Raw genomic sequence first — 24,694 nt, 5'->3', positions numbered from 1 at the left:
CCCCTGCCCCTCTCCGAAGAGAGAGGGGAGTGATATGTTCTACAATTTTGTTCTATTTGGACTCTATTTTCAAAGCATTTTACTCCCCTCTCTCTTCGGAGAGAGGCCGGGGGTGAGGCTTTATTTCCCCCTTATTTCTTTTTCTTGAGATTGCGGGTGAGGCCTTATTTCCCCCTATTCTCCCCCATTCTCATGTTTAACTGCACCAAAGCAGGCATAAGAATACATAGAGAGAAGACGATGTAAAGGGCGATAACTATCGGTCGTCCATTGGAAAGCTGGCTTAGACTTGCATCTTCAAAGCCTGGCATGAGATTGGCTACAACATATACAACGGTGTTATTGACCCAATGAAGTACAAAGCCAGGAATGATACTCCCCGTGCGATAGAACATCCAACCCAATAAGATTCCGAGCAAAGAAGCATTTAAGAACTGGGCAGAATTACCATGAACGAGGCCGAAAATGACTGCCGAAATAAGGATAGCTGCCCAAGGTTTGCCATCGAAAAGGCGGAGAAGGTTGCGCAAAATGGCTCCACGGAACACGATTTCTTCAGCAAAGGGTACGATGACGCCTATGGCAACATAACCAAAAGGATTATGCATCATGCGCACAAACATCATTTGTAACTCACCGGGCATATCGACTTTAAACAATTCTCCAAGTCCCATTGAGGGGATGATAATGCCTATCGCTGCGACAACTACCCACAAAAGAGTGGCCCAGGGACGTGAAGCAAGGTAGTCACGAGAGTGCGATGCCCAACCTTTCTTCAAGAAAACAAATATTGTTATAAGGCTTGAGACGATGGTAGAAGCTATCGTTAACGTAATGTTGCTCATGAAAAGGTTACGCAAATTGGCCAATGGCATCTTATAATATACAAGATATCCACCAGCAAAAGCAAACTGAATAACCACCTGTATCAATATAAACATGACGATATAAAAGCCTATCCAGGCAATTTCTTTCCCTATTTTATTCATAAATCTCTGTCTTTATTAAATTGTTCTTCTATCATTGTGCGATCTTGTTGCAGCTGTTCGGCCAACTCAGCAGCACTATTAAACTTGCGCTCCTTACGGATATGACGAACGAAACTCACCTCAATCAGTTCGCCATAGAGGTCGCCTCGGAAGTTAAAAATATTGACTTCAAGAGACAAAGTCGTGCCGTTAAACGTAGGTCGGCGGCCAATGTTCATCATGCCATGAAGCAGATGGAGTTGGTTTTTGAGTTTAACATTCACGGCATACACCCCTTTTGCCGGAATCAACTGACCACTTTCAGCCACATCCATGTTAGCCGTTGGGAAGCCCATGAGCCGACCTTGCGCAAAACCATGAACCACTTTGCCTATCAAGGTGTAAGGATAGCCGAGACAAAGTGTGGCCATTTCGACCTCACCTTCTTGCAAAAAACCGCGTATCACCGATGAACTGATGTTCACACCATGCAGCTCAAAGGCGGTGTGATGAATGACTTCAATTCCTAATTCATGGCCATAACGCACATAATCTTCAAAAGTTTCTGTGCGATTATGCCCGAAACGATTGTCATATCCGATAACAAGCTTCTTGACATTCAAACGATTTCGCAACACTTCTTTCATGAAATCATAGGCCGAAAGTTGTGCCACCGACGCATCGAATGGCAGAACCACCGCATTGTCTATGCCCATTTTAGAGAGCAAAAGCAGTTTTCTGTCAAGCGGATTCAGCAGTTGTGGCACATAATCGCTTTGCAAAACCTGACGCGGATGGCGGTCAAACGTAATCACAGTCGATGCCAATCCGCAAGCCTTAGCAATGCTATTCACCTGTTGAATGAGGTATTTGTGCCCACGATGTACCCCATCAAAGAAGCCAATCGTAGCCACACAAGGCGCCACAGCATTATTTTCTTTCCCTAAATATATTGTGTTCATATACTCAAACTACAGCTTATCTTATGCAAAGATATTGCAAACGAGCACAAAGAAAGAAACTTTCAATTTGTCGAGTGCAGCTATATCTTATGCAAAGATATTGCAAACGAGCACAAAGAAAGAGACTTTCAGTTTGTCGAGTGCAGCTATATCTTATGCAAAGATAGTCTTTTTCCATTGTTGTACAATCAATATCACCAAATAATCTACCAGAAACAAGCAACTAAAGCAATAGACTTGACCACAAGAAAGCAATCAATTCACACGATGAAAACGATTACTTTACACGATGAAAACTACCAATTTATGTATTCAAGTCACGCACTAAGCAAGCCCAACCGCATGGATTTATACGATAAGAAAAACAAGACAGCGAGCCCAACTACATGGATTTATACGATAAAGAAAACAAGATAGCAAACCCAACTGCATGGATTTACACGATAAGAAAAACAAGATAATTTCCCTTTTCCCTTCGTTTTTTTCCGCTTTTATTTGGTTTTTTCCACAAAACCCACTACCTTTGCACGCACAAACTTAGTTTATCGGACTTGTAGCTCAGTTGGTTAGAGCAACAGACTCATAATCTGGAGGTCCCTGGTTCAAGCCCAGGCTGGTCCACTTTAATAATCAAGCACTTACGAGTTTCTCGCAAGTGCTTTTTCTTTTCTTGGTGACCTTCAGGTGACCTTTTTGGGTCAGTTCTAAAACCCAGTTGCAAGTCTATCCTCTTAAGCACATAATTTCATAAGTATTTATTACCTTTGCATCATGAAGAGTCACCAATTATTACGTTGCATTTTTCCAGATGTACTTGTCGACTACTTTGATGTTGTCGATATTCAAGAGAGTGTTTCTCAGTTTGATTTTTGGCTTGACGAGCGTAACTTTATGGAAAAGTCAGACCATAAGTTAGGCACTGTAAGCAGTTATGGTTTTACCAGCGAGCGTGTAATTCAGGACTTTCCTCTTCGTGGCAAGGCAGTCTACCTTCATGTTCGGCATCGCAAGTGGCGTGACAGTTCCAACGGAGAGATATTTACTTATTCATATGATGACTTGACGGCTGAGGACAGTAAACTATCCCCCGAGTTCGTTTCTTTTTTAAAAGAATAGAATTGAGTCCACTGCAGAGAGCATCGCAAGCATCGGTGCTCACTATGGCGTAAATGGCAAGCTGTTATCCACACAGTACAAGGAACATTTCAGCGACTACCGTAGCTGGAATCAGTTGGAACATGCCCAAGACTGGCTATTGTTTGAAGATAACATAGGAGAGAATCTAAGTATTGATGAGACCTGTCTAAGTAGTGGCGAGGTTTATACTTTTCTGACCAACAAGGCGGGAAAGGGCAGAAAAGGGACTTTGGTAGCTGTGGTTAAAGGGACCAAGGCTGAGGACGTCATCCAAATTCTCAAGACGATAAACCTTTCTAAACGGGAGACTGTCAAAGAGATAACACTCGATTTATCATCTTCTATGATGCGTATAGCCCGTGCTGTTTTTCCCAAAGCACTTATTACCAATGATAGATTTCATGTGCAGAAACTATATTATGATGCTCTGGATGACATGCGTATTGCTTACCGATGGATAGAAAGAGATAAAGAGAATGAGGAGATAAAAGAAGCTAAAAGTAAGGGAAAGGAATATATACCATTTAGATACAGCAATGGTGACACGCGTAAGCAGTTGCTCGCCAGAGCAAAGTTCATATTGACCAAGCACAAGACCAAGTGGACTGAAACACAGAAAGGTAGGGCACAAATCATCTTTGAACATTATCCGACACTGAAAAAGGCATATGAGCTGGCTATGAAACTTACAGATATTTATAACATCAAGAGCATCAAGGATGCTGCAAGGCTGAAGTTGGCAAAATGGTTTAATGAAGTTGAAGAGCTGGGAGTGGACAATTTCTACACAGTGATTAACACGTTTGAAAATCATTATCAAACCATACTCAATTTCTTTGTAAACAGAGCTACGAATGCAAATGCCGAGTCATTCAATGCTAAGGTTAAGGCATTCAGGGCACAGTTCAGAGGAGTCACAGATATTCCTTTCTTTTTATATAGGCTTATGAAATTGTATGCTTAAGAGGATAGGCTTGCAACTGGGTTTTAGGACTGACCCACCTTTTTGAAGCAAAAGTAACCCTCCGTGCCCCCCTGAAACTTAGGGTGATTTTTTGTGAGTTCAAGAAATGTTTTCGCAAATTAGAAACGAAAACAAGCAAGTCAATCGTACCAATGTTTTTGAGTCGCCAAACATAGTTTATATATATATTTATTATATGTGTTACAGGCGTCAATCTGCCTAAAAAGAGTTAATTACATGCTTCGTTTTGGAAGAAATTTTCTAAATTAGAAAATTATTTCGATTTTTTATTTGTATATTTGCAGCAAAACATTGCAGTATGGAACAAAAGAATTTGAATAGATTACGGGTAATTATTGCCGAAAAGAACCTAACCAACAAGTGGCTCTCTGAGCAACTTGGCGTTGGGCAGGCAACAATTTCCAAATGGGTACAGAATAATGCCCAGCCAAATCTTGAAATGCTTATCAAAATAGCAAAGGTCTTAAATGTTGACCTCAATGAACTTGTGCGTTTTGATGAAGTATCGATTAACGAAAAATAGAAATACGTTAAAATGGTTAATACTTTCAACATAAGTAATCGTAGGTATCTCGGTAATAAATATAAGTTGCTTGAGTGGATTAAACGAATTGTAGAAGAGAATTGTACAGACGTTAATTCTTTCTTTGATGTATTCTCAGGAACAGGTAGTGTGGCTTCAGCATTCCAAGATAAGCGTCTGGTTGTCTGTGATATGATGAGAAGTAATTATTATGCAGCACTCTGTTGGTTTTCACCTGAAAATATTGACAGAGAGAAACTTACTCAACTTATGGAATACTATAATGCTTATGATACATCAAATGAGGACAATTATATGTCGCAAAACTTTTCTGACACATATTTTGACAAAAGAACATGTCAGAAAATAGGATTTATTAGAGATGATATAGAGCAACAGCTCTCCATAGGTCATGTTAATACAAGGGAACATGCTTGTGTTATTACATCATTGTTTTACGCAATGGATCGAATAAGTCATACATGTGGTCATTATGATTCGTTCATAAGAGATGGAAAATATGATGGTGTTTTGGAATTACGTATGCCAGAGAATGATTATCCACTAAATGAAGGGAATCATATTTACTGCACAGATAGTAATGACATCGCTGGTTTAGACGAAGTTGACATTGCTTATTTAGACCCTCCATATAATAGCCGTCAGTATTGTGACGCATATCATTTATTAGAAAATGTTGCTTTATGGACTAAACCTAAAGTTTTTGGTGTGGCTAAGAAGATGGACAGGACAAAAATGAAAAGTAAGTATTGCAAGAGTATTCAAGCAGCAATTGCACTTGAAGACCTTGTAAGGAAATTGCGCTGTCGCTATATTTTGTTTAGTTATAATAATAATGGCAAGAAACTTCAATGTCGGAGTAATGCAAAACTGACAGATGAAGAGATTGTTAGAATACTTTCAATTAGAGGTGATGTCCAAGTATTTACAACTGAATACAAGGGCTTTGAGGCTGGATATGAAGCTAAAAATAAAGATAATCAGGAAAGACTTTTCTTATGCAGCGTAAACAGATAAAGAATTATACATCTTCTCCGCTGAATTATATCGGAGGTAAGGCACGTATTCTTGACCAAATGTTGCCTTTTATGCCCACTGACATTGATATATTCGTAGATTTGTTTTGTGGGGGATGCAATGTTGGTATGAATGTGTCTGCTGGCTACACCATTTATAATGACACTTCCAAACCTTTGATTAGCCTTATAAAGGCTTTGAAAAGAATGAAGAATGAAACAATCATCAAAAGAATCAATGAATTGATTGATGAGTTTGAATTTAGTCGTACCCGTGACCATAATTTCAAGTATTATGGAGGGGATGCTAACAAAGGTGTATCAGCCTATAATAGAGAAAAGTTTCTGCGTCTTAGGGATAGGTTTAATAACTACCCCAGAAAGGATAACCAATACTATATATTGTTATATACTCTAATTTTGTTCGGATTTAATAATCAGTTGCGTTTTAATGATAATGGTGAATTTAACCTACCTGTAGGTAAGCGAGATTTCAATACTGCCATTGAAGCCAAACTTGTAAAATTCTTGGATGCTTTACGACTTCAAGATTGTGAATTTCAAACAAAGGATTTTAGAAAATTTGATTTTAATGGGCTAACACAGAATAGTTTGGTTTACTGTGACCCTCCTTATTTGATTACTACTGCAACGTATAATGAGAAGGATGGTTGGAATGAACAGGACGAACGTGATTTGCTGGATATTCTTGACAATTTAAGCAGAAGAGAAATAAGATTCGCGCTTAGCAATGTCCTCCAGCATGAGGGAAAGGAAAACACACTCCTTAAAGAGTGGATAGAACTTCATAACTATAATGTTCATGAGCTTTTCATGGATTATCATTATAGTAACTACCAGAAAAAATCCAAAAAGGCAGAATCGCAAGAGGTACTTATCACAAACTATTAAAATATTTTGACTATGGCAGAATATAATAGATTTATAGGAAATTACGAACGAATACCATACAATTCATTTGTGTGGAAATTCGGAACAACATCCTTTAGGACAAGAGAATTTAATAGGATGACCGAATGGCAGCTTCAATTGTTAGATGACTTTTGGAAGAAACCAGAAAATAAGAATCAAGGTTGGGAAAAGAAATACATGGCTCCTTGGCAAAAGGATATTTATGAAATTAAAAATAGATATTACGACTGGCTCGTAGAGAATGGTTTCACAAAAGGAGATGACAAGGTGAAATATAAAGCTGCCAGAGAAAAGACCAGTGGTCTATATGATATGGGGCTTATTGATGAGAACCATAGACTGACTGATGTTGGTCGCGATCTTCTTGAACTCTCAAAAAATGAAAATGCATTCCTTCAGAAAAATCAGTTAAACATATCTAAGGACTCACAAGTTTATCTTGAACAGCTACTTAAGCTAAGTGCTGATGACGCAGGGAATACAGTACGACCATTCATCGTAGTGCTTTTCTTATTGTCAGAACTTGATTATTTAACCTATGATGAGTTTAGGTATCTTATGCCACTATGTACTTCCCAATTCAATACAGAATACATTTTGGATAGCATAAAAGAATATCGCCAAAATGGGGGGAGTATTGATGAAATTATAAAAGAATTCCTTTTGAACAAGAGTAATTATCAAGAAGGTCTGAACCGCTTTGTCACTCATCCTTTCTCTGGAGACCTCCTTCTGTCTGTTGGTATGAATCGAAAGAGTGCTGAATATGATAAGGCGTACATCCCTGTTTATCTTGAAATGTACGCTGTTTACATACAGCATGACCTTTCGAGAATTTATCCTTTATTTTTGGCAGTGAGTAAACTTACCACATCAATTAAGTGGAAGACAATGATGTTTAACACAAGCCTTACATCTGCTGTCAAAAAAGACCCTGAAGGGAGCCTTTTGCCTTTACCAGAAGAAGCCATCCAATCGGAGACTGCTTTCAAGCGTTTTTTCTATTTGACTATGCATTTAAATAAAGCAAAATCAATGCTGGAAGATTACCTTGACTTAAACAGGCGCTATTTAGGGCTGACCAATTGTTTCATTTTTGATGATGAACAGGTGAAACTTGATATAGTGCCAAAACAATTTTTCAATGCTGCAATTGAAGAATTGTATCAGCAAGCATACGAGGAGTGTGATTTGCTATTTAAAAGTTGTACTATGGATAGTATATGTCCTGCACTTACTTTTAATGAAACAAAAATTATAGAAGGTATCAATAAAGAGCTTGGTACTCATATAGATAGTATTGATGATGCATATGATGAGGTTGACAAAGTTAGATATGATCGATTCAACAAACTTGTCGATGACAAATTTACTGATGACAAGTTGTTACAATTGCTTGATAACTTTGACAACAGAACAGATGGTGAAATAAGCCAAATGGTAACAGACAACGCTGATGTACCAACTATATTTGAGTATGTTCTTGGAATTATATGGTATAAAGCAAGTGGTCGTAGGGGAAAGGTACTTGATTATTTGAAACTATCACTTGATTCAAGCCTTCTTCCTATTACCCATGCCGCAGGTGGTGAAGCTGATATAGTGTATGAATATGGTAAAACATTAGACTATCCTGAACACAATCTGCTTTTGGAAGCAACTCTTGCAGATAGCACAAACCAAAGAAGAATGGAGATGGAACCAGTATCAAGACATCTCGGTAATCATCTTCTACGGACAGGAAATAAAAACAGTTATTGTGTTTTTGCAACAAGTTTTCTTCATATCAATGTTATAGGTGATTTCAGAATGAGAAAAATGGTCATGTATTGTGACCCTCAAGATTCAAACAAGTACATTGAGGGAATGAAAATTATGCCTCTTCGCACCAATGATTTGAGATGCATAATTGAGCATCAAATTCCATACGCAAAGTTGTACAAACATTTCTGCGAAGCTTATGACTCACAAGAAATGCATCCTCAAAAGTGGTATGATGAATTTGTTTCCATTGAGAATTCTAACTTATATTATAAAATGGCAGAAAAGCCAAAAGTTGTTTCGATGTATCCTCAATACGAAGAGGAAGACAGGATGATGATGGCTGCAGAGCCTTTTGAATGCTATAAATGGAATCGGTTTCACCAAAGTATTATTGACTTCTTTGGTGGTGATAAGACCATTCTTGTTGGATGTGTTAAGAACAAGAAACAGAAAGAGTGGATTCTCTCGCATAACATATATAATATAAGATTAGGAAAAACAAAGGGCTCGATGGAAGAACATAGGGAGATGTTTAGTCGAACGTCCATCTTGGTCCTCTATGAATTTGGCAAACCAGACAAGTTGACTGGATATACTATTGTTGATCATAGGGAAATGAACAAAGAAGAGCTGAAGGCATTAGGCTATCCTAACAAAAATCCGCGCAAGAGTTACATGACCTTCACTATCGAGGCACTTGATATGGATTTTAGTCTTCTTGTTAATCACCGTTTAATAGAAAAACTGATAGAGATAAACCCAGAAAACGAAAAGGGTACACCAGTATTTATAGAACCGTAGTATGAACAACTAGGTACACTTTATTTATGCCAACTTTCTGATGAAGAAACAGACACCGGTTGACATCCGTATGAAGTTAACAAAACAAGAATCATTAAATATATGGCAAAAGATTTAACAACATCAGCTATAGAACGCCAGAATGTTCTGAATAATAATTTGGCAATACCTCGTATCCAAAATGCTTTGGATATTGAAGCATATCATTTTGAAGGAAAGTATTATCTTACCAAACAAATGGTGGCAGATTTCTATGAGGTGGATTCTCGAACCATTGACAATTATCTATCTTCACATGAGGATGAATTGAAGCACAATGGTTACTTTTTATGTAAAGGTAAGCGACTGAGAGACTTTAAGTTACAATTTGGTCACGAAAATAATTTCGTGAGCAAAATCACTCAGTTAGGTCTTTTCGACTTTCGTGCATTTTTGAACATCGGTATGATGCTCGCTGAAAGTGAAAAAGCCAAACGTGTTCGTAGCCTTATTTTGGACATTGTCATTTCTACTATCAATGAGAAAGCTGGTGGCGGAACAAAATATATCAACTGGCGCGATAGGGATTTCCTTCCTGCAGCAATTCAGGAAGAAAATTACAGAAAGAATTTAACTGTACCGATTAATGATTATGTAGATGGGCATCCGACTTATAAATATGCTTCCATTACGGATATGATTTATAAGGCAGTTTTCCATGAAAATGCTAAACAATATAAAGAGCTACTAAAACTAGACCCAAAGGATAATGCCAAAGCAACAATGTACGCAGAGGTTCTTCGTGTTATCAGTTCTTTTGAGAATGGAGTAGGAAGTGCCATTCGTGATCTGTCTGTTAGGCTGCATAGAAAAATAAGCATACAAGAGGTTCAGACACTAATCAATGAACAGGCAGAAAGCCCTGCCATGTCACCCTTCCTATATGACGCTCGTCAGAAGATGGCTTCTTTGGACCTTGGGCTTCGTGATGTCTATCATGATGGTATTGCTGGATATTTGCGAGCAGTTTCTCCTGAAGAATTCGAGCGTTTCATCGGCGCAGATTCCGTAGATCTAGAAAAACTTCTGGATAACGATGAAAACAAAAATGTTCTTGAACGTCTAAAAAAATAAAGGCAATGGAGAATTTCATTTATCTTCGTTTTGAAGATGTTCTTGGATATTACCGGGAAACCATTGAGCAAAGTGGTGGTGGAATGTCTGGCATACGAGAACAAGCAGAGATTGAGAAAGTTCTTGATTTCGTTCAAAACGATTTATACTACCCGACCTTAGAAGATAAATTGACGTACATGGTGTTTGCTTTCTGCACAGGTCATTATTTTGCGGATGGTAATAAGCGTATATCACTGGTGATAGGTGCTCATTTCCTTATCAAGAACAAAAGAGGATGGGCTGGGTTCCATTTCTTGCCATATATGGAAGCATACATCTGGCATGTAGCAACTGGGAATATAGATAAGGAACTTCTCGCAAAAATCATTTATTCGGTCATCAATCGAGAAGAACTTGACGAAGGTACCAAGCTGGAAGTTATCCATGCAATGGAAAAAAGTCCTCTGTTCTCCGAGAAAGACGATGAGTAAAACGTTATTTATGAGGCCGGCAAAGAGTGGGTCCAAATGATACCCAATGTATTACCCAAGAGAAAGGGTTTGATGATTGGATAGAGCTATGCGACCACACTTCAGGAAATTAGCCTTCATGTCTGCAACATATACCAAGGTTAGGAACTGAGTGAAGACGGAACTCGAAAGAATTTCTTTCTAGTTCGTCAAGAATGTAAACGTCACGGAGTTATTCTATAATAGCATAGTGGTCGATTGGAAAAACCGCGCGAGTTTGCTCCCGAGGGCAAAGCGTAGAGTAATAAGAAATAGCAGAAGGGAGTGTCATCATGAAGTGCCCTCCAGAAGTATTCTTTTAATTATTTACGCATATCTTCATATACACTGTCAAAATATAATGGCCTCGCAAATACATTAGGAACCGTTGGTTCTTTTCTGGACACATTATCTACTCAATAATACAATAAATGGTGATAGACCATAACATTGGGAGGACAATTTGTGCGTTGCCCTCCCTTTTTTATATTTTCATTCCTCTTGATGGGCGGATATACCATCTTTGCTTTTCTTTTTCAATACTTTCGTACTCTGAAAAGTTGCTTGTCACATTCTGTACCTCCAGCCTTCCCTTGGTGTATTCGTTTTCAGTGAGAAATGGCCGGGAAAGCGTTATCAGCGTATCGGCCGTCCCCTGCCTGTCAGAACCCATATCAAGAAAATCATTAACGGCACAGGCTTGCTCATATGTGAATCGTCTGGCAATCGGCTTCTTGGCAAAGTCGATGACGGCTTTCAAAGCCTTGCGACATACAACATCCAACAAGTCTATTGCCTTCTGAAAAGCGGATATAAGGCTGGCTATGATGTAATTCTTCTGCGAGAGAGCCGTCTCATACGATTTCTTATCGTTTTGCGACTTCTTCAATAGCCTGTTGTAACTTTGGGTGAGTTTGTTGTATTCATCCAAACGCAACTCCGCAATCCGCCTTTCCCTTTCATAGGCCTTTTCAAGTTCAGCCGTCCGCTCTGCCACTCCCTGCGCTATCTTCTCGGGTAATAATGCCACCTGTTGCTTCATGGCGATGTTCTCCGCCTCCAATTGTGCATACTTGCCCTTTCCTGCAAGGTTGGCCAAGCCCGACAGGATGGCGCTACCGTTCTCCCGATTGGCTTTCGCCTGCTTGTCGTGGATTTCCTTATCCAACTTTTCACAGGCGAGAGCTTTCTGCTCGTTCTCCTTTGCCAGTTTCTCCGCTTGTTTCTTGCTTTCCTCCAACTCGCGCTTCTGTTTTGCCACGATATAGTCATTCCGTTCAAGATGCCGCTTGCCCGTCTCCAACTTGGAAACGCCGCGCTCCATTCCCAATGCCTCGGCCGCCATGTCCTGCACGAGGCTGATGTCCTCATTGTCCAGCTTGTAGGACTTACCCGTCTCATGGTTCATCCAGTCCCAGATGACATGGGCGTGATAGTTAGGCTTCCATGTAGAATTGTTATTCGGATCAAGACAATGCCCCTCGTCACGATGGAGATGTATCTGTATGGCAGTGATACCGAAACGCTGTCGGCAAAGGTCGGCGAAATGTTGCAACTGCTCCATGGTGGTGTCTGCCTTGCACACCACGACGCCCTCACGCAAGGGAGTACAGCCGGCTATCTTGGTTACCTTGCCCGTCTTCTTGTTGATTCGCTCCCATTCCTTGGTCTGCATGCCCCTACCCGTCTTTTCCTTCACCATTCTGCCAATGGCATCGTAATACTGCCGCAAGGTCATATCGCCTTGCAGTTCCGATGTCCACGATTGGTTCTCAGGTATCAGGTCTTTCCTGATATAAAGTTTCTCTGCATTGATGTGGTCGAGATATGCCTTTGTCCGTTGGTTGTGTGCCTCACTTTGCCCGATATTGCAGGGCTTGATGTGTACTGATGTCATTTGTGTCATAACAAAAGGGAATTAAATGATTGTTGGTTTTTCTTTTCATAAGGTTCTTAGGGAGGCTCCCTAAGCGGAGAGTCCAGAGAGAGGGTCACGCTCTGGTCAGGGGTCTTGGGGGCAGATGCCACCGAGTGGAGGGTGCAGGGGGAGAGTCATCCCCGCCGGTTCTCCAAGGCTGGCCTTGGGCCCACAACTACGAAAGCGCAGCGGGTAGTTATAGTGGGCTATAACAAGGGCAGAGCCCTGTTCTCCCCCCCCCGAGTTCAAGGACTGCCACAACCTCTGATTCTGTCAATCAGGTATCGGTTAATGTCCCGATGGACAAAGCCACGGTCCACCTTGAACCTTGCCCCGAACTGCTCTTCCCAATAATCACAGCTTATATCATCAGGGAAAAGGACCACCCGCTTGCCAGCCAGTTTACTCATCATGTTATTGGTGAGATTGTAGCCTTCTCCAACCGCCAACCAGTCAACGGCCGGTTCCGCCAGCGTACCCAGCAAGGCTGTCTTTTCCTCCTGCACAATGGCGACAGGCTTATTTGAAAGCAGATGCTCGCCAAAGAAGACCTCATCATCCGTATAATAATCGAAGCAATACCAGCTATAAAGATGCTCTACTAAGGGTTCTCTTTGTAGAACTGCCCCACTCTCCGTATCAAAGTACTGCACTCTTCCTCCTACAACCTTGTTATTCCGGTTAATCCGAGGCAGCACCGTGCCATAATGTCCGTTCACAAGTTTGGTAACGGCTTCCAGATGAAATCTCATAATTAAACTATCAATAGCCGACAATATCTTGGAATCATAACCAAGTTGCCTTATCCAGATAATCCGTAAGAGAAGAATAATGGCATCCTATATCCTGCTTGGGTATCTCTATCAACATCCGATCATTGGGCGCAGCCTTAGTCGCCGATATTCTCTTCAAGTCCTGATTTCCCATTTTTGCTATGCGTTTTATGCACTTATGCATATTGCATAAACTGCATAAAGTGAATAATCAACGGTTCAAGAGCCTTGACACCTTGCTCTGGGTGATACCGCATTCCCTGGCTATGTCCTGCTGCTTCATGCCCTGTGAGGACAATTCCCTGACCTTCGCTTTCAGCTCCTCCCGTCTGCTGGCAGATGTTGTTTCCAGATGGGCGGTCTCCGTGTCATAGCCACGAAAGGTAAAGCAAAGATTGCCGTCCTTGTTCTTGGCCCGCTCATACAGAGCCACATTGTCGGCATCGAGCAAAACTTCGCCGTTGCGCCACTTGCATTGCTTCACATAAACCAATGAGCCGTCCTTATGTGATTGACTTAATCCTACGGCATCATCAATAAGCTGGTTGAGCTTGGCAGAGCCTTGAATAGCCGATAGGGAAAGCGGCACGGCACCCGAAAACATCTTGGGAACATGATTGAGGACTATCAGTGTCCAATTGTATTTCTTCTTGAGGGCATTGAGCGATGCCATGAGAGAGCCTGCATCGGCACCTTTGTCAAGCGACTGACTTAGGGCGGTAATATTGTCAATGAACACCACCTCCGCCAGATTCGCCACGGCTGCCGTTTCTATTCCCTTCAGTACGTCACCGGCGGGATGGTCCCCGTCCATCTCCGCACGAAAGAACGTGGGAGGGAAATCTGGGGATTCATAACGGAGAGACAGCTGACGCAGCGTCATTTCGAAGTCGGCGTACAGGACACGCTTTCCTTTGGCGGCAATATCCCGTGCTACCTGCATGGCAAAAATGGTCTTGCCGATACCCGATTGTCCGAAGATGATGCAAAGGTCACCTTCGAGGACAATATTGGGATATAGGACGACGACAGGAGGAAACGACTTGCCCCTCCTTATGCAGTCATTCATGGAAGACACATGAAAGCCACCGGCATCAATGGCTCTCTGTTCCTGCAACTCATGAAAGGAGGACAGGATGTAATCCATTTCAAGCGGTTTGGGAATAGTTTTGATCTGTTCATCCATAGCATTGCCCTATTGATTGTTTGTATTTGCAGGAAGCCCATTGGAAATCAATGCGTCCACCTCCTGCTTGGAATATAGGTTGCGCCTACCAATCTTATGCGCCTGAATGTCCCCACGCTTCTCCATGCGCCAGAGCGTAGTATAGGTAATGTGTAGGCGTGCACAAAGCTCGTCACAGGTGTAATACTCGGTGGGTACTGTCAAAACTGGTTCTTTCAGCAGATTCTTGCCCACCACTGTCTCTAATACTTCTGCAATGACCTCCTTGAGATCTTCTTTTTGCAGCATAATGAAATTACCTTGCATAACATGGAGTTAAAAAGTTATGCTGCAAATATCACAGGTGGAAAAGTGGCTGCAAGTGGCACCTAAAGAATTTTATGACTAATGATAAAGTTTGATAGTAATACATTGATAATCAATGATTTAGTTTTAAAAATATTTTAGTAGAATTTTGTTGATTTTTCAAAGGTGGGGATAGGTGGGCGTGTTTGGGAATCACATGGTATCGTATGAAACGCACAAATGGCGTATTTCCGAAGTGGAGATACGCCATTTGTTGTATAGGATAGATATTGAAAATCGTTATGTACGACTATATTTGCTGAAAATATGGTCAATCTGTTCCATCTTTTTGTGGTACACTTCCGTCACGCTATCGCTCCCTTTGTACTTCTTGTTAATATTTTCAACTTTATAGCCACATTCTTTGGCTATATCTTCGAACCAAGTGGTACGAATATCCTCAGGCAACAAGAGAGATAGATCATGTAGAATTTTATACATGAGCATTTTCTTCTGCGAACATGCGGCAAGGTGGCTTGTATGCGATTTGCGGGTAATGATACTTTTGAATTCATCTGGTGAGACTAAGTCTTTGAATAATTCTCCGTTGAATCTCTTATAAAGTTCTTCCAACAAGCCATCAGGGAAATGATAATCATCTTCTGCTTCAGGTACAATTGGTGATAGTTTGTTAGCTTTATCTTTGGGCTGGTCTTTATGCCCCATTACCATTTGTCCATTACAGCTTTCCTTCTCAGCAACATAAAACAATGTACCCTCACGTCGTCCAAGGTTAATTGTATATCTGCGGAACATATCTAAGTTCCATTCACCACGCTCCAAATCGTCTGACGAATTCAATTTTACACTCCACTGAGCAAAGTCCGTATGCTTAAAGGGATGGTCAAGGTCATATCTACGACAGTAATTGTAGGCAGATGTGAAACCATTCACGTACCAGCGACTTACTTGTGAGCTTAGTAGGCCAGCTTCTTTGTTTCCTGTGGATTCTGAATGCCTATCAAAGATGCGCTGTAACAGAGCCAGCGCATTGGTGGTAATCATGGCTTGTCTCGGTTCCTTATCCCATATGGCAATATAGAGGAAATATCCATCAACAGTTTTGGAACTGAATTCTTGGTAATCACCCTTAAACCATGGAAGGATTTTCTCCTGAAAGAAATCGTATGGTGTCATTATATTGCTTTATAGGTTCGGTTCTTATTACTTCCACATGCCTCAATTCGCCCTTGCTCAACCAAGGTACTGAGATAATAACGAGATTGCGATGACTTCAATCCAAATGCTTGCATTATATCTGATGTCTTAACTTCTCCATTATTCGCAATATAATCCAATATCACTTGCATTTTATCGCCGGTGTTATCGCCAGTTTCTGATTTTATCGCCGGTTTATTAGGTGTTTTATCGCCGGATCTTATATTTATCGCCGGTTTATCGCCAGTTTTCGAGTTTATCGCCGTATTGTTATGGTCTTTACCGCCACCTAACTCTTTTTCCACCCCATCATCGGAAGCCTTTTCAAACAACACTTCCGAAAGATTTGTGCAATGTAGTCTCAAAATAGTTCGGTCAGGGTTGTGCGTGTCTTCCCACGTCGGCTGTTCACCGTATGCCGATTTCCAGCCATCGATGATGGTTAGGATGCCACTACCGGCACGTTCTCCAAGGTCGATGAGGGCGAACATCTTAAAGAGAATTGCATTGCGAGGGTCTGAAACGCCACCACTCATGGCCTCTTTCATACCTATTCGGAAATCACCCGGGTTCTCAAAGGTGAAACCATCAGGATATTTCTTGATGACCACCCCACGTCTGCCATAATAATCGGCATTAACCAATGTATTCAATAATGCTTCGCGTACGGCCTTATGAAGCGGAGTGTCGTCCACTCGCATCATTCCCTCCAATTTGAATGGACGAGGGAGATCATGGCTTAACTTATTAGCAACGGCAAAGAAAAAATCAAATACATTGCCACTCCAGTCACCCGATGAGGAAACCAGCCTATCTACCCAACGGATACTCGGATCTCGATGGTCTTGATAGTCAAGGAAGTATTGAGGGTATTCCGAAAGAATCTCATATTCATATCCAAACATCAATAAGCCTGCCGTAGTGGGATAAAATTTACTTTCCTCCGCATCGTAACCAATAGCTCCAATTTTCCCAAGGAACTCTTCGTCACCCAGTTTTGACCAAACGTGATTGATATGAGAAATGTTGAAAATATTGCGATAACTATGCACTGTGTCCATGCAGAACACTTTCATATCGCGATGTTTGAGTAATTTGCGGTCTTGGGTCAGTTGATAAGCATCCCGATACATAGCTGACACTTCCTCGTGCGAACAATGGTAATCGCCTTCACCATTGCGTCGGTATGAACCAGACATTGGGTCTTGACCGACATAGACAGGACGAAGATATCTGTCGGCACGAGGCACACGAATAAAGATTACTTTCTTACCTTCGTAATCCTCTACTGTAACATCCTTTTCAACTAAAAGATTGACATTGACTTTCTGGCGATTGTTTACCATATTCCAAAAATCCTTCAGCATCTGGTCTGCATTCTGTACCCCCAACACTTCAAAAGAACCATCTTTCTTTTCATCAACACCAAGCAGTATGATACCACCATCTGTATTTGCAAAAGAAGAATATGTCTCCCACATAGAGTTAGGTATGCCTCCTTTTGCCTTCTTTGCTTCCAGTCGGTTTCCCTCCCTGTATGAGCTGATTTCTTGCATGTTATAAAGGTTCTCTTCCATCTTCATTCTTGTTAATGACTACAAATATATAGATTATTTATAAATTAAACAAATCTTATTTGTTTCTGTTTAGAATAAACTTATTTACAACGAAGCTAATAATTGCTTGCGCTCTTCATCGGTCATCTTCTTGAGTAGAGCGATAAGAGCCTCTTTGCCATCTTGCGGTTTGTCATTCAGTAAATACCAATTATATTGCAGCATTCTCTCCAAGGGATAGGCCCCTATATAATTGGAAGTTATATCTCCATTGCCACTGTGCCCCATGCTGTCGCTAATATATTTATATGGCACTGTTCCCGAGTTATTCAGATTAGTGGCAAAACTATATCGAGCCCAGGTAGATGAAGGTCTTTGTTCTATGCCAAGCAACTCTACCACCTTCGCCATATGCTCACGAATATAGCGATTATATCGTTGGATTACCCATACTTCTTGTTCTGGAGTTATCCACTCACTCATAATCGGGAACACACGCTTGTCAAGTTTAGGCTCATTGCCATACTTGTCTATAATCTTTTGTAGTTCTGGAGTAATGGGAAAGATGACCTCGCTAGCACTCTCGTTTCTGTCTCTCGTTTTATGACGCAAGAATCGGAGTTGCTTTCCATGTGTAGCAAAATACCAACCATCATAAGTCAGTCGCAAGGTGTCAGCCAAATTTTGTCCGTCACCCAGATACATAAATAGGAACAGCCCTAAATCACGAAAGACGGCGTGTTTCTCTTTTGGAAAGAATAACTCCTTGCCTTTTTCGTCTTTGGCTTCGTCTCTTTCCCAAAAGTCATAAAGCATCTTCATGGTAGGAACATCAAGGAACTCATGCTTACGACTACACACCTTATTGTAGCCCGTCTCTTTGAACATTTCTTTGGTGCTTCCTTTAATCAAGCCACGGTCAATGCAGATATTTACAATGGTGCGGAATGTACGCAATGATATTCCAATGGATGTTGTACTAAGCTCATTTTTCTTCATTACCTTTACCCAATCCAGAATAAAGTTGTGACTTATATCACTTAAAGATACATCTTTTCCCATATCCCGTACAAACCTCTTTAATATATCCTCACTACACCGAGCTGTTCCTGCCTTGCCATCGTCGCGCTTGGATACAATAAAAGATTCCCAAATGGAGTAGATTGTACTATCGTCATCTTTCCTCCCTTGATGTCGTTCCTGGAGTTTTCTCAAAGAAAAGTTTCCCTCATCGATGAGTTGATTTACAAGAGTAGCCACTTTCTCCATCTGTTTTTTTAATTCCTTTCGTTCTGAGGCTTTCTTGTTTCGTGATAATTTCTCACATTCACATAGTTCTATCCAATCTGTTCCTATATATGATTTCCCTATCCGCAGAAAAACTTTCTTACCGGCATGCGCTATACGAATAGCGACAGGGGAAATTTGGGAATAATCGCCATCCATTCTTCTGGGATCCAACATAAGTGTACCTGTAACTTTTCCGTTGGAAGATACGAACTTTGCAAGTGAGGTTTCTCCTCTCTTTCTATACTTTTGGGATACATTTCCTGTTTCCGTGAACTTTACTTTAGTATTTTCCATTATAATCCTCCTGTTTATAGGCTATTATCGAAATCCTCCGTGAACTTTTGGTGAACTTTCTGAATAAAAACTGCTGCAAATTTAAGATATTTCTTGGAACAAATGAATAATATAACTTATTTTTTTTCAAGTGTTTAATATTATTTATAATTTCATGGAATATACATCAAATAGCCTCATAATCTGGAGGTCATAGGTTCAAGCCCTATCTGGTCCACAAATAGAATAAAGAGCTTTACGCATCATCGTAAGGCTCTTTTCGTTTATAATCAAGTAGTTATACGCATAAATTACTATGATTCTAATGTTTCATATGGGATAAAAATCTCTTTCCTCTCCTTAATTTTGTTGCACACCTGATTCTATTTTGAGCAAAATATCGGCCAATTTATTCATTGGTTGACCTATAGTTGTCCCCAAATGAGAGATTATGCTAACAATTAAAGCAGAAGTTCAGAGAGACAAGTTAAGGCAAGATAGTACTTACAATGTAAAAATCCGATTTACCAAAGGTAAGCACGTAAAGTGGAAAAAATCATTGAAACTTTCCCCATGTAATCTTCGAAACTAACCCTATGTAGTTATTTTATAACTTTTGTTGTTAGCGTTCATCTTTTCTGGATTCTCAATCGTATCTTCTTTTGCCAGTTATTACTATTATTTATTTTGCAAAAATAGATATAATATCTTTACATTGCAAGTGATTTCTCACTTTCTTTTGTTTTTCTTTTCTTTCATATATTTATTCTTTTCCTCATAGATTCTCCTTTCAATTGAATTTTAATTGCTCCATGTATGATTCTATCCATGATTGCATCAGCTACGGTTTGATCTGCTATGGCTTCATACCATGCTCCTACAGGTATTTGTGATGCGATGATGGTTAGTCTGTCTTCTATAATATCCATGAGCAGATTTCTTGCCGTAGTATCTAAAGGTTGTAGTCCGAAATCATCGAGAATGAGCAGTTCTGTACATTCTATCTTCTTGAGTTCCTTCAGGATGCTCCCCTTGGCTTTTGCTACTTTTAATTGTGCCATTAGCCTTGCTGTATTTGCATATAGCACCCTGTGCCCTTTTTGGCATGCCCTATATCCAAGTGCTGTAGCAATGTAGCTCTTTCCTGTTCCTGTACTGCCCACTATGAAAAGATTTCTACCTTCGCTCATAAAACCAAAATCAGCCAATCGTTGCATCAAGTTGCGATCCAACCTTCTGTCTACATCGTAATCTATATGCTCCAAGGAAGCTTCATATCTAAAGCCTGCAGCCTTGACAAGCCTTTCGATAGTTCGGTTGCATCTGTCATCCCACTCATTGGTAATAAGCCATGAGGTAAACTCATCGTTGGTCATTTTATCAAGTGTAAAATTCTCTTGTGAAGCTTTGAAGGCCACATACATTCCCAGCAGACCGTACATGCCCATTACGCTGAACCGTTAGCATCTTTCTGTTATGTAACTCAAAAGGAACTGTGGGTAAAGACTTTAGTTGTGACTGCTCAATATCCTCAAACTGTTCCCGTCTGGAGTAGGATCTTCCTGTAAGAATCATGTTGTTATGCTTCTCTAAAGCACTACGAATAGTTTGGTTTAACATTTCAAGAGAGCCTCTATCTTCCTTCTTGAGTTTGGGATAGATACGTGCATAGGTCAGTTTTACAGCATCTTCCACCAAGGCTTTGTCTTTTGGCTTTCTTACACGGGCTGGCATTACCACTTTAGATGAGTATTTCCATATCTTTGCAACAACTAATTCCAAACCATTCGGGAAATGACTTTCGCTATGCGCGGAAACTCCAAACCTTTTGCGGAATGGTTTGCGGGAGGCCCGCAAGCTTCAAATCCTTTAAAAAGTGGTTTACGGGAAGCCCGCAAGCATCAAAACCTTTAAAAAGTGATTTGCGGGAGGCCATATAGGCGCGCAAGAAACGATTGAAACTACAATAGGAATACTCTTGTGGATAACATTTAATATACTCTGAGTAGAGTGTTTTTCTTGTTACACCACGCTTTCGGAGACGTTTGGCATAGTCGGGAAGTAGAGCCGAGAGCGCATCTAATCGGGGACTGTGATGAGTTGTTGGAGCAAGTCCAAGGAAATCAAAAAGTGTGGCATCATCCTTACAAAGAAGTTCTTTTAAGGACAAATTACTTTCATTAAAAATACGAAGATACTTCCTGATGGTTGTATGGGAAATACCAAGTGTGGTAGATATGGAGCGTGAGCCATATCCAGAGACGTAAGGCCGAATACTTGACGAAGTTTAATCATCTTAATGGAATGGTTAGGCATAGTTATCTGCGAATTATTTGGTTAAAAACAATTTACAGATAAAGATACTACTTTTACACCAAAAAGATAAACTCAAAAACAAAATAAAACAGGACCACTCTAAATGATTCTATAGGCCACTTTGCACGATTACAACAGGGCCAGCTTAAATGAGCCAAGAGGGACCACTTTAGGTGAGTATTTCCACTAAGGCTATGTCCAAACAAGTTTGACATAGCTCATTTGGATTATCGAAAACGTTGGTTCCGTCTAAAACACTTTTTGCCATTTTTTCTTTATGATTAAAATTAATACTATGCCGGTCGCCACCCCAGCCACATAGGCGAAGAAGAGCATTCTCAGGTCATTGAAATGCGTTTCTTTTTGCATTTGAGCAATGTTTGAACGCCGCTTGTGCTGCGTCTGAATCTGCTGTTGCAACGTTTCGATGCGCTGCTCATAGCGTGCGCACTGCACCTCCAAACTGTCACATCCCGCTTCGATGATAATCCGTGCAGGGCTTTCCTTGTCTGCCGAGGGCCGACGGCTCACTTTCACGTGCGCCCGCCCTTTGCGGACCGTATAATCTGCGCCTGCGGGCAGGAGGGCAAGGCTGTCTTCAGCCACGCTTAGCGTCACCCGCGACTCGGGCACCATTACCTGCTGCTGCCACCGTGCGATGCTGGCCATCTGCCGTGTCGTTTCCTTCTGTGCGTGGCTTTCCGCGGTGTGGCTTTCCCTTGTCGCCGTCTTCACTGAGCGACAGCTCACTGCTGACAGGACAGTTAACGCGATGAGGGCACAGCTGAATGGCCTCGATAGCCCGCGAGAGGCGGTTGAGGGCGCGGCGTGTCTTGTCGTTCTCGCCACGCAGTTCTTCCATTTTCTCATAATTGATGCGGTTTTGTTTATGAAGTCCTACAAGCTCAGCACTCACCATGTCGTACATCTGCTTGTAGGTGTCTTCCACTTTCTTCTTCTCTTCCACCGTCCTTAAACGGCGGTTCGCAATCCAGGCAATGGCAACACCGATACCGCCCGAAGGGATAGCCCATTGCAGGATTTGGAATATTGTCTCAGCCATTGTCGTTGGTTTTTATCGTTAAACTTGTCGGATGCCTATCGAGCGCAGCCACTTCTCCACATCGAAACTCGGGCAGGCTTTGCCGGGATTCAGCTCATGATGCCCCACAATCTTCACCTGCGGGAACCGCGCGTGGAAGTCTTCCACATAGCGTTTCAACGCCTCGCGCTGCGCCTCGGTGCGCGTGTCTTTCGGTTTCCCTGCTTTGTCACAGCCACCCACATACACAATATGCCGGCTCACGTTGTTATAGCCTGCTGCACCATTGGTCACTTCCCACGGGTCAACCTGTGCATCCTCGTTGTTATCCGCCAATCGCTCCACGCGTCCGTCCAAGTGCACCATGTCCGTATAGCCCACCTGCTTCCAGCCACGGCCACCCTGACTGACGGGCGCAGTGTGCCAGCGGCGTATCTCCGCCGCGCTCACCTCACGCCCCTCGGGGGTGGCCGTGCAGTGGATAACGAGATATTGCATGGCTGTTTTCATCCTTGCTCGTCGCTAAAGAAAAAGGAGGCAGAACGGCTCTCCCGTGCAGCGTGACTTCTCCCAATGGAGAAGCTGGCGGCCATGGAGGGAAACACGTTTCTGCCTCCCGTTCAATCGTTATGCATGATGGGTTATGCACTGCCGCCACCACCGCCCGATGGCTTCTTCTTATTCACCACATAGGTACCAAACTCGCGCACGCGGGCATCGTTGGTGAGCACGGGCGTGCGCAAAATGCCCGTGGCACGGCTGCGCAGACGCACGGCACGGATATGCGTCGTGGCATTGAACTCGGCTGCCGATGCAGCAGGCTTTGTTTGCAGCCCCACTGAGAAGATGGCCAAGTCGTCGAGCTTGACATTCTTACCATCGGTGATAACCTCTTTGATGCAGGCCACCATGTCGCGCAGCACACCATAGATGCAGCCCTCAGAAAAGGGCACATTGTGAGCAGCCATGTAGGCCGCCAAAGTTTTCAGCCCCATCGTCTCTTCACAAACGGCACGTGCATAAAACTTTTTGTAGCCCGCACTCTTCTTGTTCTTGTTTTCGTAAATCTTGTAACGAATCATAATTGTTTTTTCCTTTCTTTACTTGTTAATTCAACATTTTGTTTTCTCTGTGTGATCACGTTGCAAAGATAGGAAGAGGGTGAGAGTGGGTAGAGGTTTTCAGCGGTTAGCAGGGGTTAGCAGGGGTTATTAAGTATTAGATGTGGTCTTTGCGGGCGATTGTCTTGCAAAGAGTAAAAAAACAATAGTGGCTTGCACTTTGAAGTGCAAGCCACTGTAAAGTTACATGATAGCTACTTTTATTTTAGTTTATCTATTATGCACTGCGCCATTTCGTGCATTTGTGTAGCAAAGAGAACAGGAATGCCATTATCATCCACGGCATAATGTTCTTTGCTGTTTTTTATACCATTGTTCATATACCCGAAAGCCTTAATACCATTTAGTCCTCCTTTTACAACTTCGTTGCAATGTCGTTTGAGTTCTTGACTTAGTTTATCGGGAGAACATGATTTTACACAAGCTAAATCCCCATCAGGATTATTCTTGTAACAATAGTATAACCATATCTCAAAGCAGGGATTACTTATTATCCATCTTCCAGTATCATCATTTGACTTAGAAGAAAGAATTACCTGCAACTTAGCGTAAAATTCATCGACATCAGACAATAAGAAAACCTCATCTATTTTTTCTAAATAATAAGTCTGGTCATCAATTATAAATTTACCCTCCTTTCGAATCTTCTGCCATTTTTCTTGCATTTGAAAAGGAAGTAATCCCTGTTTATCTTCTGACAGAAATAACACTCTTAAGACAGAAGATTTCTTACCAATAATAAGTTCTTTCAGGAAATCTTTTTCTCTTTTTTCTCCACCTGAGATAATAAAAATAAGTGATGGTTCACGAAAACTATCCCCTTTTTGGTAGTTTGGGGAGACATTAGAAGCTATGATGACATTGTTAGCTTCACTATCCCCTACGTTTGTCTGCCTATCCTTTGCATCAGTCTGCTCTTCATTTTCTCGATGCCAAATAGACATTTCTGGCTCCTGTTCGGAGTCACCTTTTTTATATGATAACTTTGAAAAGTCCATAAAG

General features: G+C 41.4%; 24 protein-coding genes, 1 tRNA gene and 1 pseudogene. 9 read left to right on the top strand and 17 right to left on the bottom strand.

Translation table 11 applies throughout. The features are described 5' to 3' along the window. Positions 1-164: 164 nt before the first annotated feature. Both HMPREF9145_RS10450 and HMPREF9145_RS10445 read right to left on the bottom strand, forming a co-directional pair. Entirely contained in the window at positions 165-989 is an 825-nt protein-coding gene (locus tag HMPREF9145_RS10450) for a CPBP family intramembrane glutamic endopeptidase (protein ID WP_021826322.1), read from the bottom strand. Further along, the gene (locus HMPREF9145_RS10445; RefSeq protein WP_021826381.1) at positions 986-1,930 is read right to left on the bottom strand and encodes a bifunctional riboflavin kinase/FAD synthetase; all 945 of its coding nucleotides are present in this window, start codon (positions 1,928-1,930) and stop codon (positions 986-988) included. Before HMPREF9145_RS10445 ends, HMPREF9145_RS10450 begins: the two co-directional genes overlap by 4 nt. 547 nt (positions 1,931-2,477) lie before the next feature. On the opposite strand from HMPREF9145_RS10445, the gene HMPREF9145_RS10435 reads away from it, so the two are divergent. From HMPREF9145_RS10435 to HMPREF9145_RS10395, 9 genes are all read left to right on the top strand, one after another. Further along, a tRNA-Ile gene (locus HMPREF9145_RS10435) sits at positions 2,478-2,551 on the top strand. Between the two features lie 150 nt (positions 2,552-2,701). Then, a complete protein-coding gene (locus tag HMPREF9145_RS10430; RefSeq protein WP_021826298.1) occupies positions 2,702-3,046 on the top strand; it encodes an ISAon1 family transposase N-terminal region protein in 345 nt (114 codons plus the stop codon). A 1-nt stretch (position 3,047) separates the two neighbouring features. Then, complete coding sequence (locus tag HMPREF9145_RS10425) at positions 3,048-4,031, top strand: ISAon1 family transposase (RefSeq protein WP_458693788.1); 984 nt, start codon at positions 3,048-3,050, stop codon at positions 4,029-4,031. A 319-nt stretch (positions 4,032-4,350) separates the two neighbouring features. Beyond that, on the top strand, positions 4,351-4,575 hold the full coding sequence (locus HMPREF9145_RS10420) for a helix-turn-helix transcriptional regulator (RefSeq protein ID WP_021826311.1): 225 nt from the start codon (positions 4,351-4,353) through the stop codon (positions 4,573-4,575). 12 nt (positions 4,576-4,587) lie between these two features. After that, positions 4,588-5,613 (top strand): DNA adenine methylase, encoded by a 1,026-nt coding sequence (locus tag HMPREF9145_RS10415; RefSeq protein WP_021826402.1) that lies wholly within the window; start codon positions 4,588-4,590, stop codon positions 5,611-5,613. Continuing rightward, the gene (locus HMPREF9145_RS10410) at positions 5,595-6,524 is read left to right on the top strand and encodes a DNA adenine methylase (RefSeq protein ID WP_021826350.1); all 930 of its coding nucleotides are present in this window, start codon (positions 5,595-5,597) and stop codon (positions 6,522-6,524) included. Before HMPREF9145_RS10415 ends, HMPREF9145_RS10410 begins: the two co-directional genes overlap by 19 nt. Positions 6,525-6,536: 12 nt before the next feature. After that, complete coding sequence (locus HMPREF9145_RS10405) at positions 6,537-9,110, top strand: AlwI family type II restriction endonuclease (RefSeq protein ID WP_081697759.1); 2,574 nt, start codon at positions 6,537-6,539, stop codon at positions 9,108-9,110. 102 nt (positions 9,111-9,212) lie between these two features. After that, entirely contained in the window at positions 9,213-10,223 is a 1,011-nt protein-coding gene (locus HMPREF9145_RS10400) for a hypothetical protein (RefSeq protein WP_021826337.1), read from the top strand. Between the two features lie 5 nt (positions 10,224-10,228). Further along, positions 10,229-10,696 carry a Fic family protein gene (locus tag HMPREF9145_RS10395; protein ID WP_021826396.1) on the top strand — a complete coding sequence of 156 codons (468 nt, stop codon included), beginning with the start codon at positions 10,229-10,231 and terminating at the stop codon, positions 10,694-10,696. A 502-nt stretch (positions 10,697-11,198) separates the two neighbouring features. Here HMPREF9145_RS10395 and HMPREF9145_RS10390 read toward each other — a convergent pair. The 15 genes and pseudogenes from HMPREF9145_RS10390 to HMPREF9145_RS13200 all read right to left on the bottom strand — a co-directional run bounded on the left by HMPREF9145_RS10390 (position 11,199) and on the right by HMPREF9145_RS13200 (position 24,690). Beyond that, positions 11,199-12,620, bottom strand: coding sequence for a hypothetical protein (locus tag HMPREF9145_RS10390; protein WP_021826304.1), 1,422 nt, complete (start codon positions 12,618-12,620; stop codon positions 11,199-11,201). Positions 12,621-12,877: 257 nt separating this feature from the next. Further along, positions 12,878-13,589, bottom strand: a pseudogene (locus HMPREF9145_RS10385) (DUF6371 domain-containing protein). A gap of 27 nt (positions 13,590-13,616) precedes the next feature. Then, positions 13,617-14,591, bottom strand: coding sequence for an AAA family ATPase (locus HMPREF9145_RS10380; protein ID WP_036907429.1), 975 nt, complete (start codon positions 14,589-14,591; stop codon positions 13,617-13,619). Between the two features lie 9 nt (positions 14,592-14,600). Then, entirely contained in the window at positions 14,601-14,897 is a 297-nt protein-coding gene (locus HMPREF9145_RS10375; protein WP_021826331.1) for a helix-turn-helix transcriptional regulator, read from the bottom strand. A 279-nt stretch (positions 14,898-15,176) separates the two neighbouring features. After that, on the bottom strand, positions 15,177-16,073 hold the full coding sequence (locus HMPREF9145_RS10370) for a hypothetical protein (RefSeq protein WP_021826354.1): 897 nt from the start codon (positions 16,071-16,073) through the stop codon (positions 15,177-15,179). Continuing rightward, positions 16,073-17,671, bottom strand: a complete 1,599-nt coding sequence (locus HMPREF9145_RS10365; protein ID WP_036907426.1) for an RNA-binding domain-containing protein — start codon at positions 17,669-17,671, stop codon at positions 16,073-16,075. Before HMPREF9145_RS10365 ends, HMPREF9145_RS10370 begins: the two co-directional genes overlap by 1 nt. Before the next feature lie 84 nt (positions 17,672-17,755). Further along, a complete protein-coding gene (locus HMPREF9145_RS10360) occupies positions 17,756-19,234 on the bottom strand; it encodes a phage integrase SAM-like domain-containing protein (protein WP_021826367.1) in 1,479 nt (492 codons plus the stop codon). Positions 19,235-19,968: 734 nt separating this feature from the next. Next, positions 19,969-20,661: an IS21-like element helper ATPase IstB gene (istB, locus tag HMPREF9145_RS10355; protein WP_021826305.1), complete on the bottom strand. Its 693-nt coding sequence runs from the start codon at positions 20,659-20,661 to the stop codon at positions 19,969-19,971. Further along, positions 20,594-21,070 (bottom strand): hypothetical protein, encoded by a 477-nt coding sequence (locus HMPREF9145_RS13560; protein ID WP_155945308.1) that lies wholly within the window; start codon positions 21,068-21,070, stop codon positions 20,594-20,596. The genes istB and HMPREF9145_RS13560 overlap by 68 nt, the downstream gene beginning before the upstream one ends. Then, positions 21,018-21,383 carry a hypothetical protein gene (locus tag HMPREF9145_RS12510; RefSeq protein WP_021826343.1) on the bottom strand — a complete coding sequence of 122 codons (366 nt, stop codon included), beginning with the start codon at positions 21,381-21,383 and terminating at the stop codon, positions 21,018-21,020. Before HMPREF9145_RS12510 ends, HMPREF9145_RS13560 begins: the two co-directional genes overlap by 53 nt. 395 nt (positions 21,384-21,778) lie before the next feature. After that, positions 21,779-22,135: a hypothetical protein gene (locus HMPREF9145_RS14025; protein WP_231369793.1), complete on the bottom strand. Its 357-nt coding sequence runs from the start codon at positions 22,133-22,135 to the stop codon at positions 21,779-21,781. After that, complete coding sequence (locus HMPREF9145_RS10340; protein ID WP_021826341.1) at positions 22,128-22,592, bottom strand: hypothetical protein; 465 nt, start codon at positions 22,590-22,592, stop codon at positions 22,128-22,130. Before HMPREF9145_RS10340 ends, HMPREF9145_RS14025 begins: the two co-directional genes overlap by 8 nt. Before the next feature lie 18 nt (positions 22,593-22,610). Next, positions 22,611-23,081 carry an N-acetylmuramoyl-L-alanine amidase gene (locus HMPREF9145_RS10335; RefSeq protein ID WP_021826347.1) on the bottom strand — a complete coding sequence of 157 codons (471 nt, stop codon included), beginning with the start codon at positions 23,079-23,081 and terminating at the stop codon, positions 22,611-22,613. A gap of 131 nt (positions 23,082-23,212) precedes the next feature. Continuing rightward, positions 23,213-23,653 carry an HU family DNA-binding protein gene (locus HMPREF9145_RS10330; RefSeq protein WP_021826325.1) on the bottom strand — a complete coding sequence of 147 codons (441 nt, stop codon included), beginning with the start codon at positions 23,651-23,653 and terminating at the stop codon, positions 23,213-23,215. 239 nt (positions 23,654-23,892) lie between these two features. Then, positions 23,893-24,690 (bottom strand): RloB family protein, encoded by a 798-nt coding sequence (locus tag HMPREF9145_RS13200; protein WP_021826339.1) that lies wholly within the window; start codon positions 24,688-24,690, stop codon positions 23,893-23,895. Positions 24,691-24,694: the final 4 nt, after the last annotated feature.

The organism is Segatella salivae F0493, from assembly GCF_000477535.1.
Classification (GTDB): Bacteria; Bacteroidota; Bacteroidia; order Bacteroidales; family Bacteroidaceae; genus Prevotella; species Prevotella salivae.
This window is presented reverse-complemented; position numbering and strand designations above follow the sequence as displayed.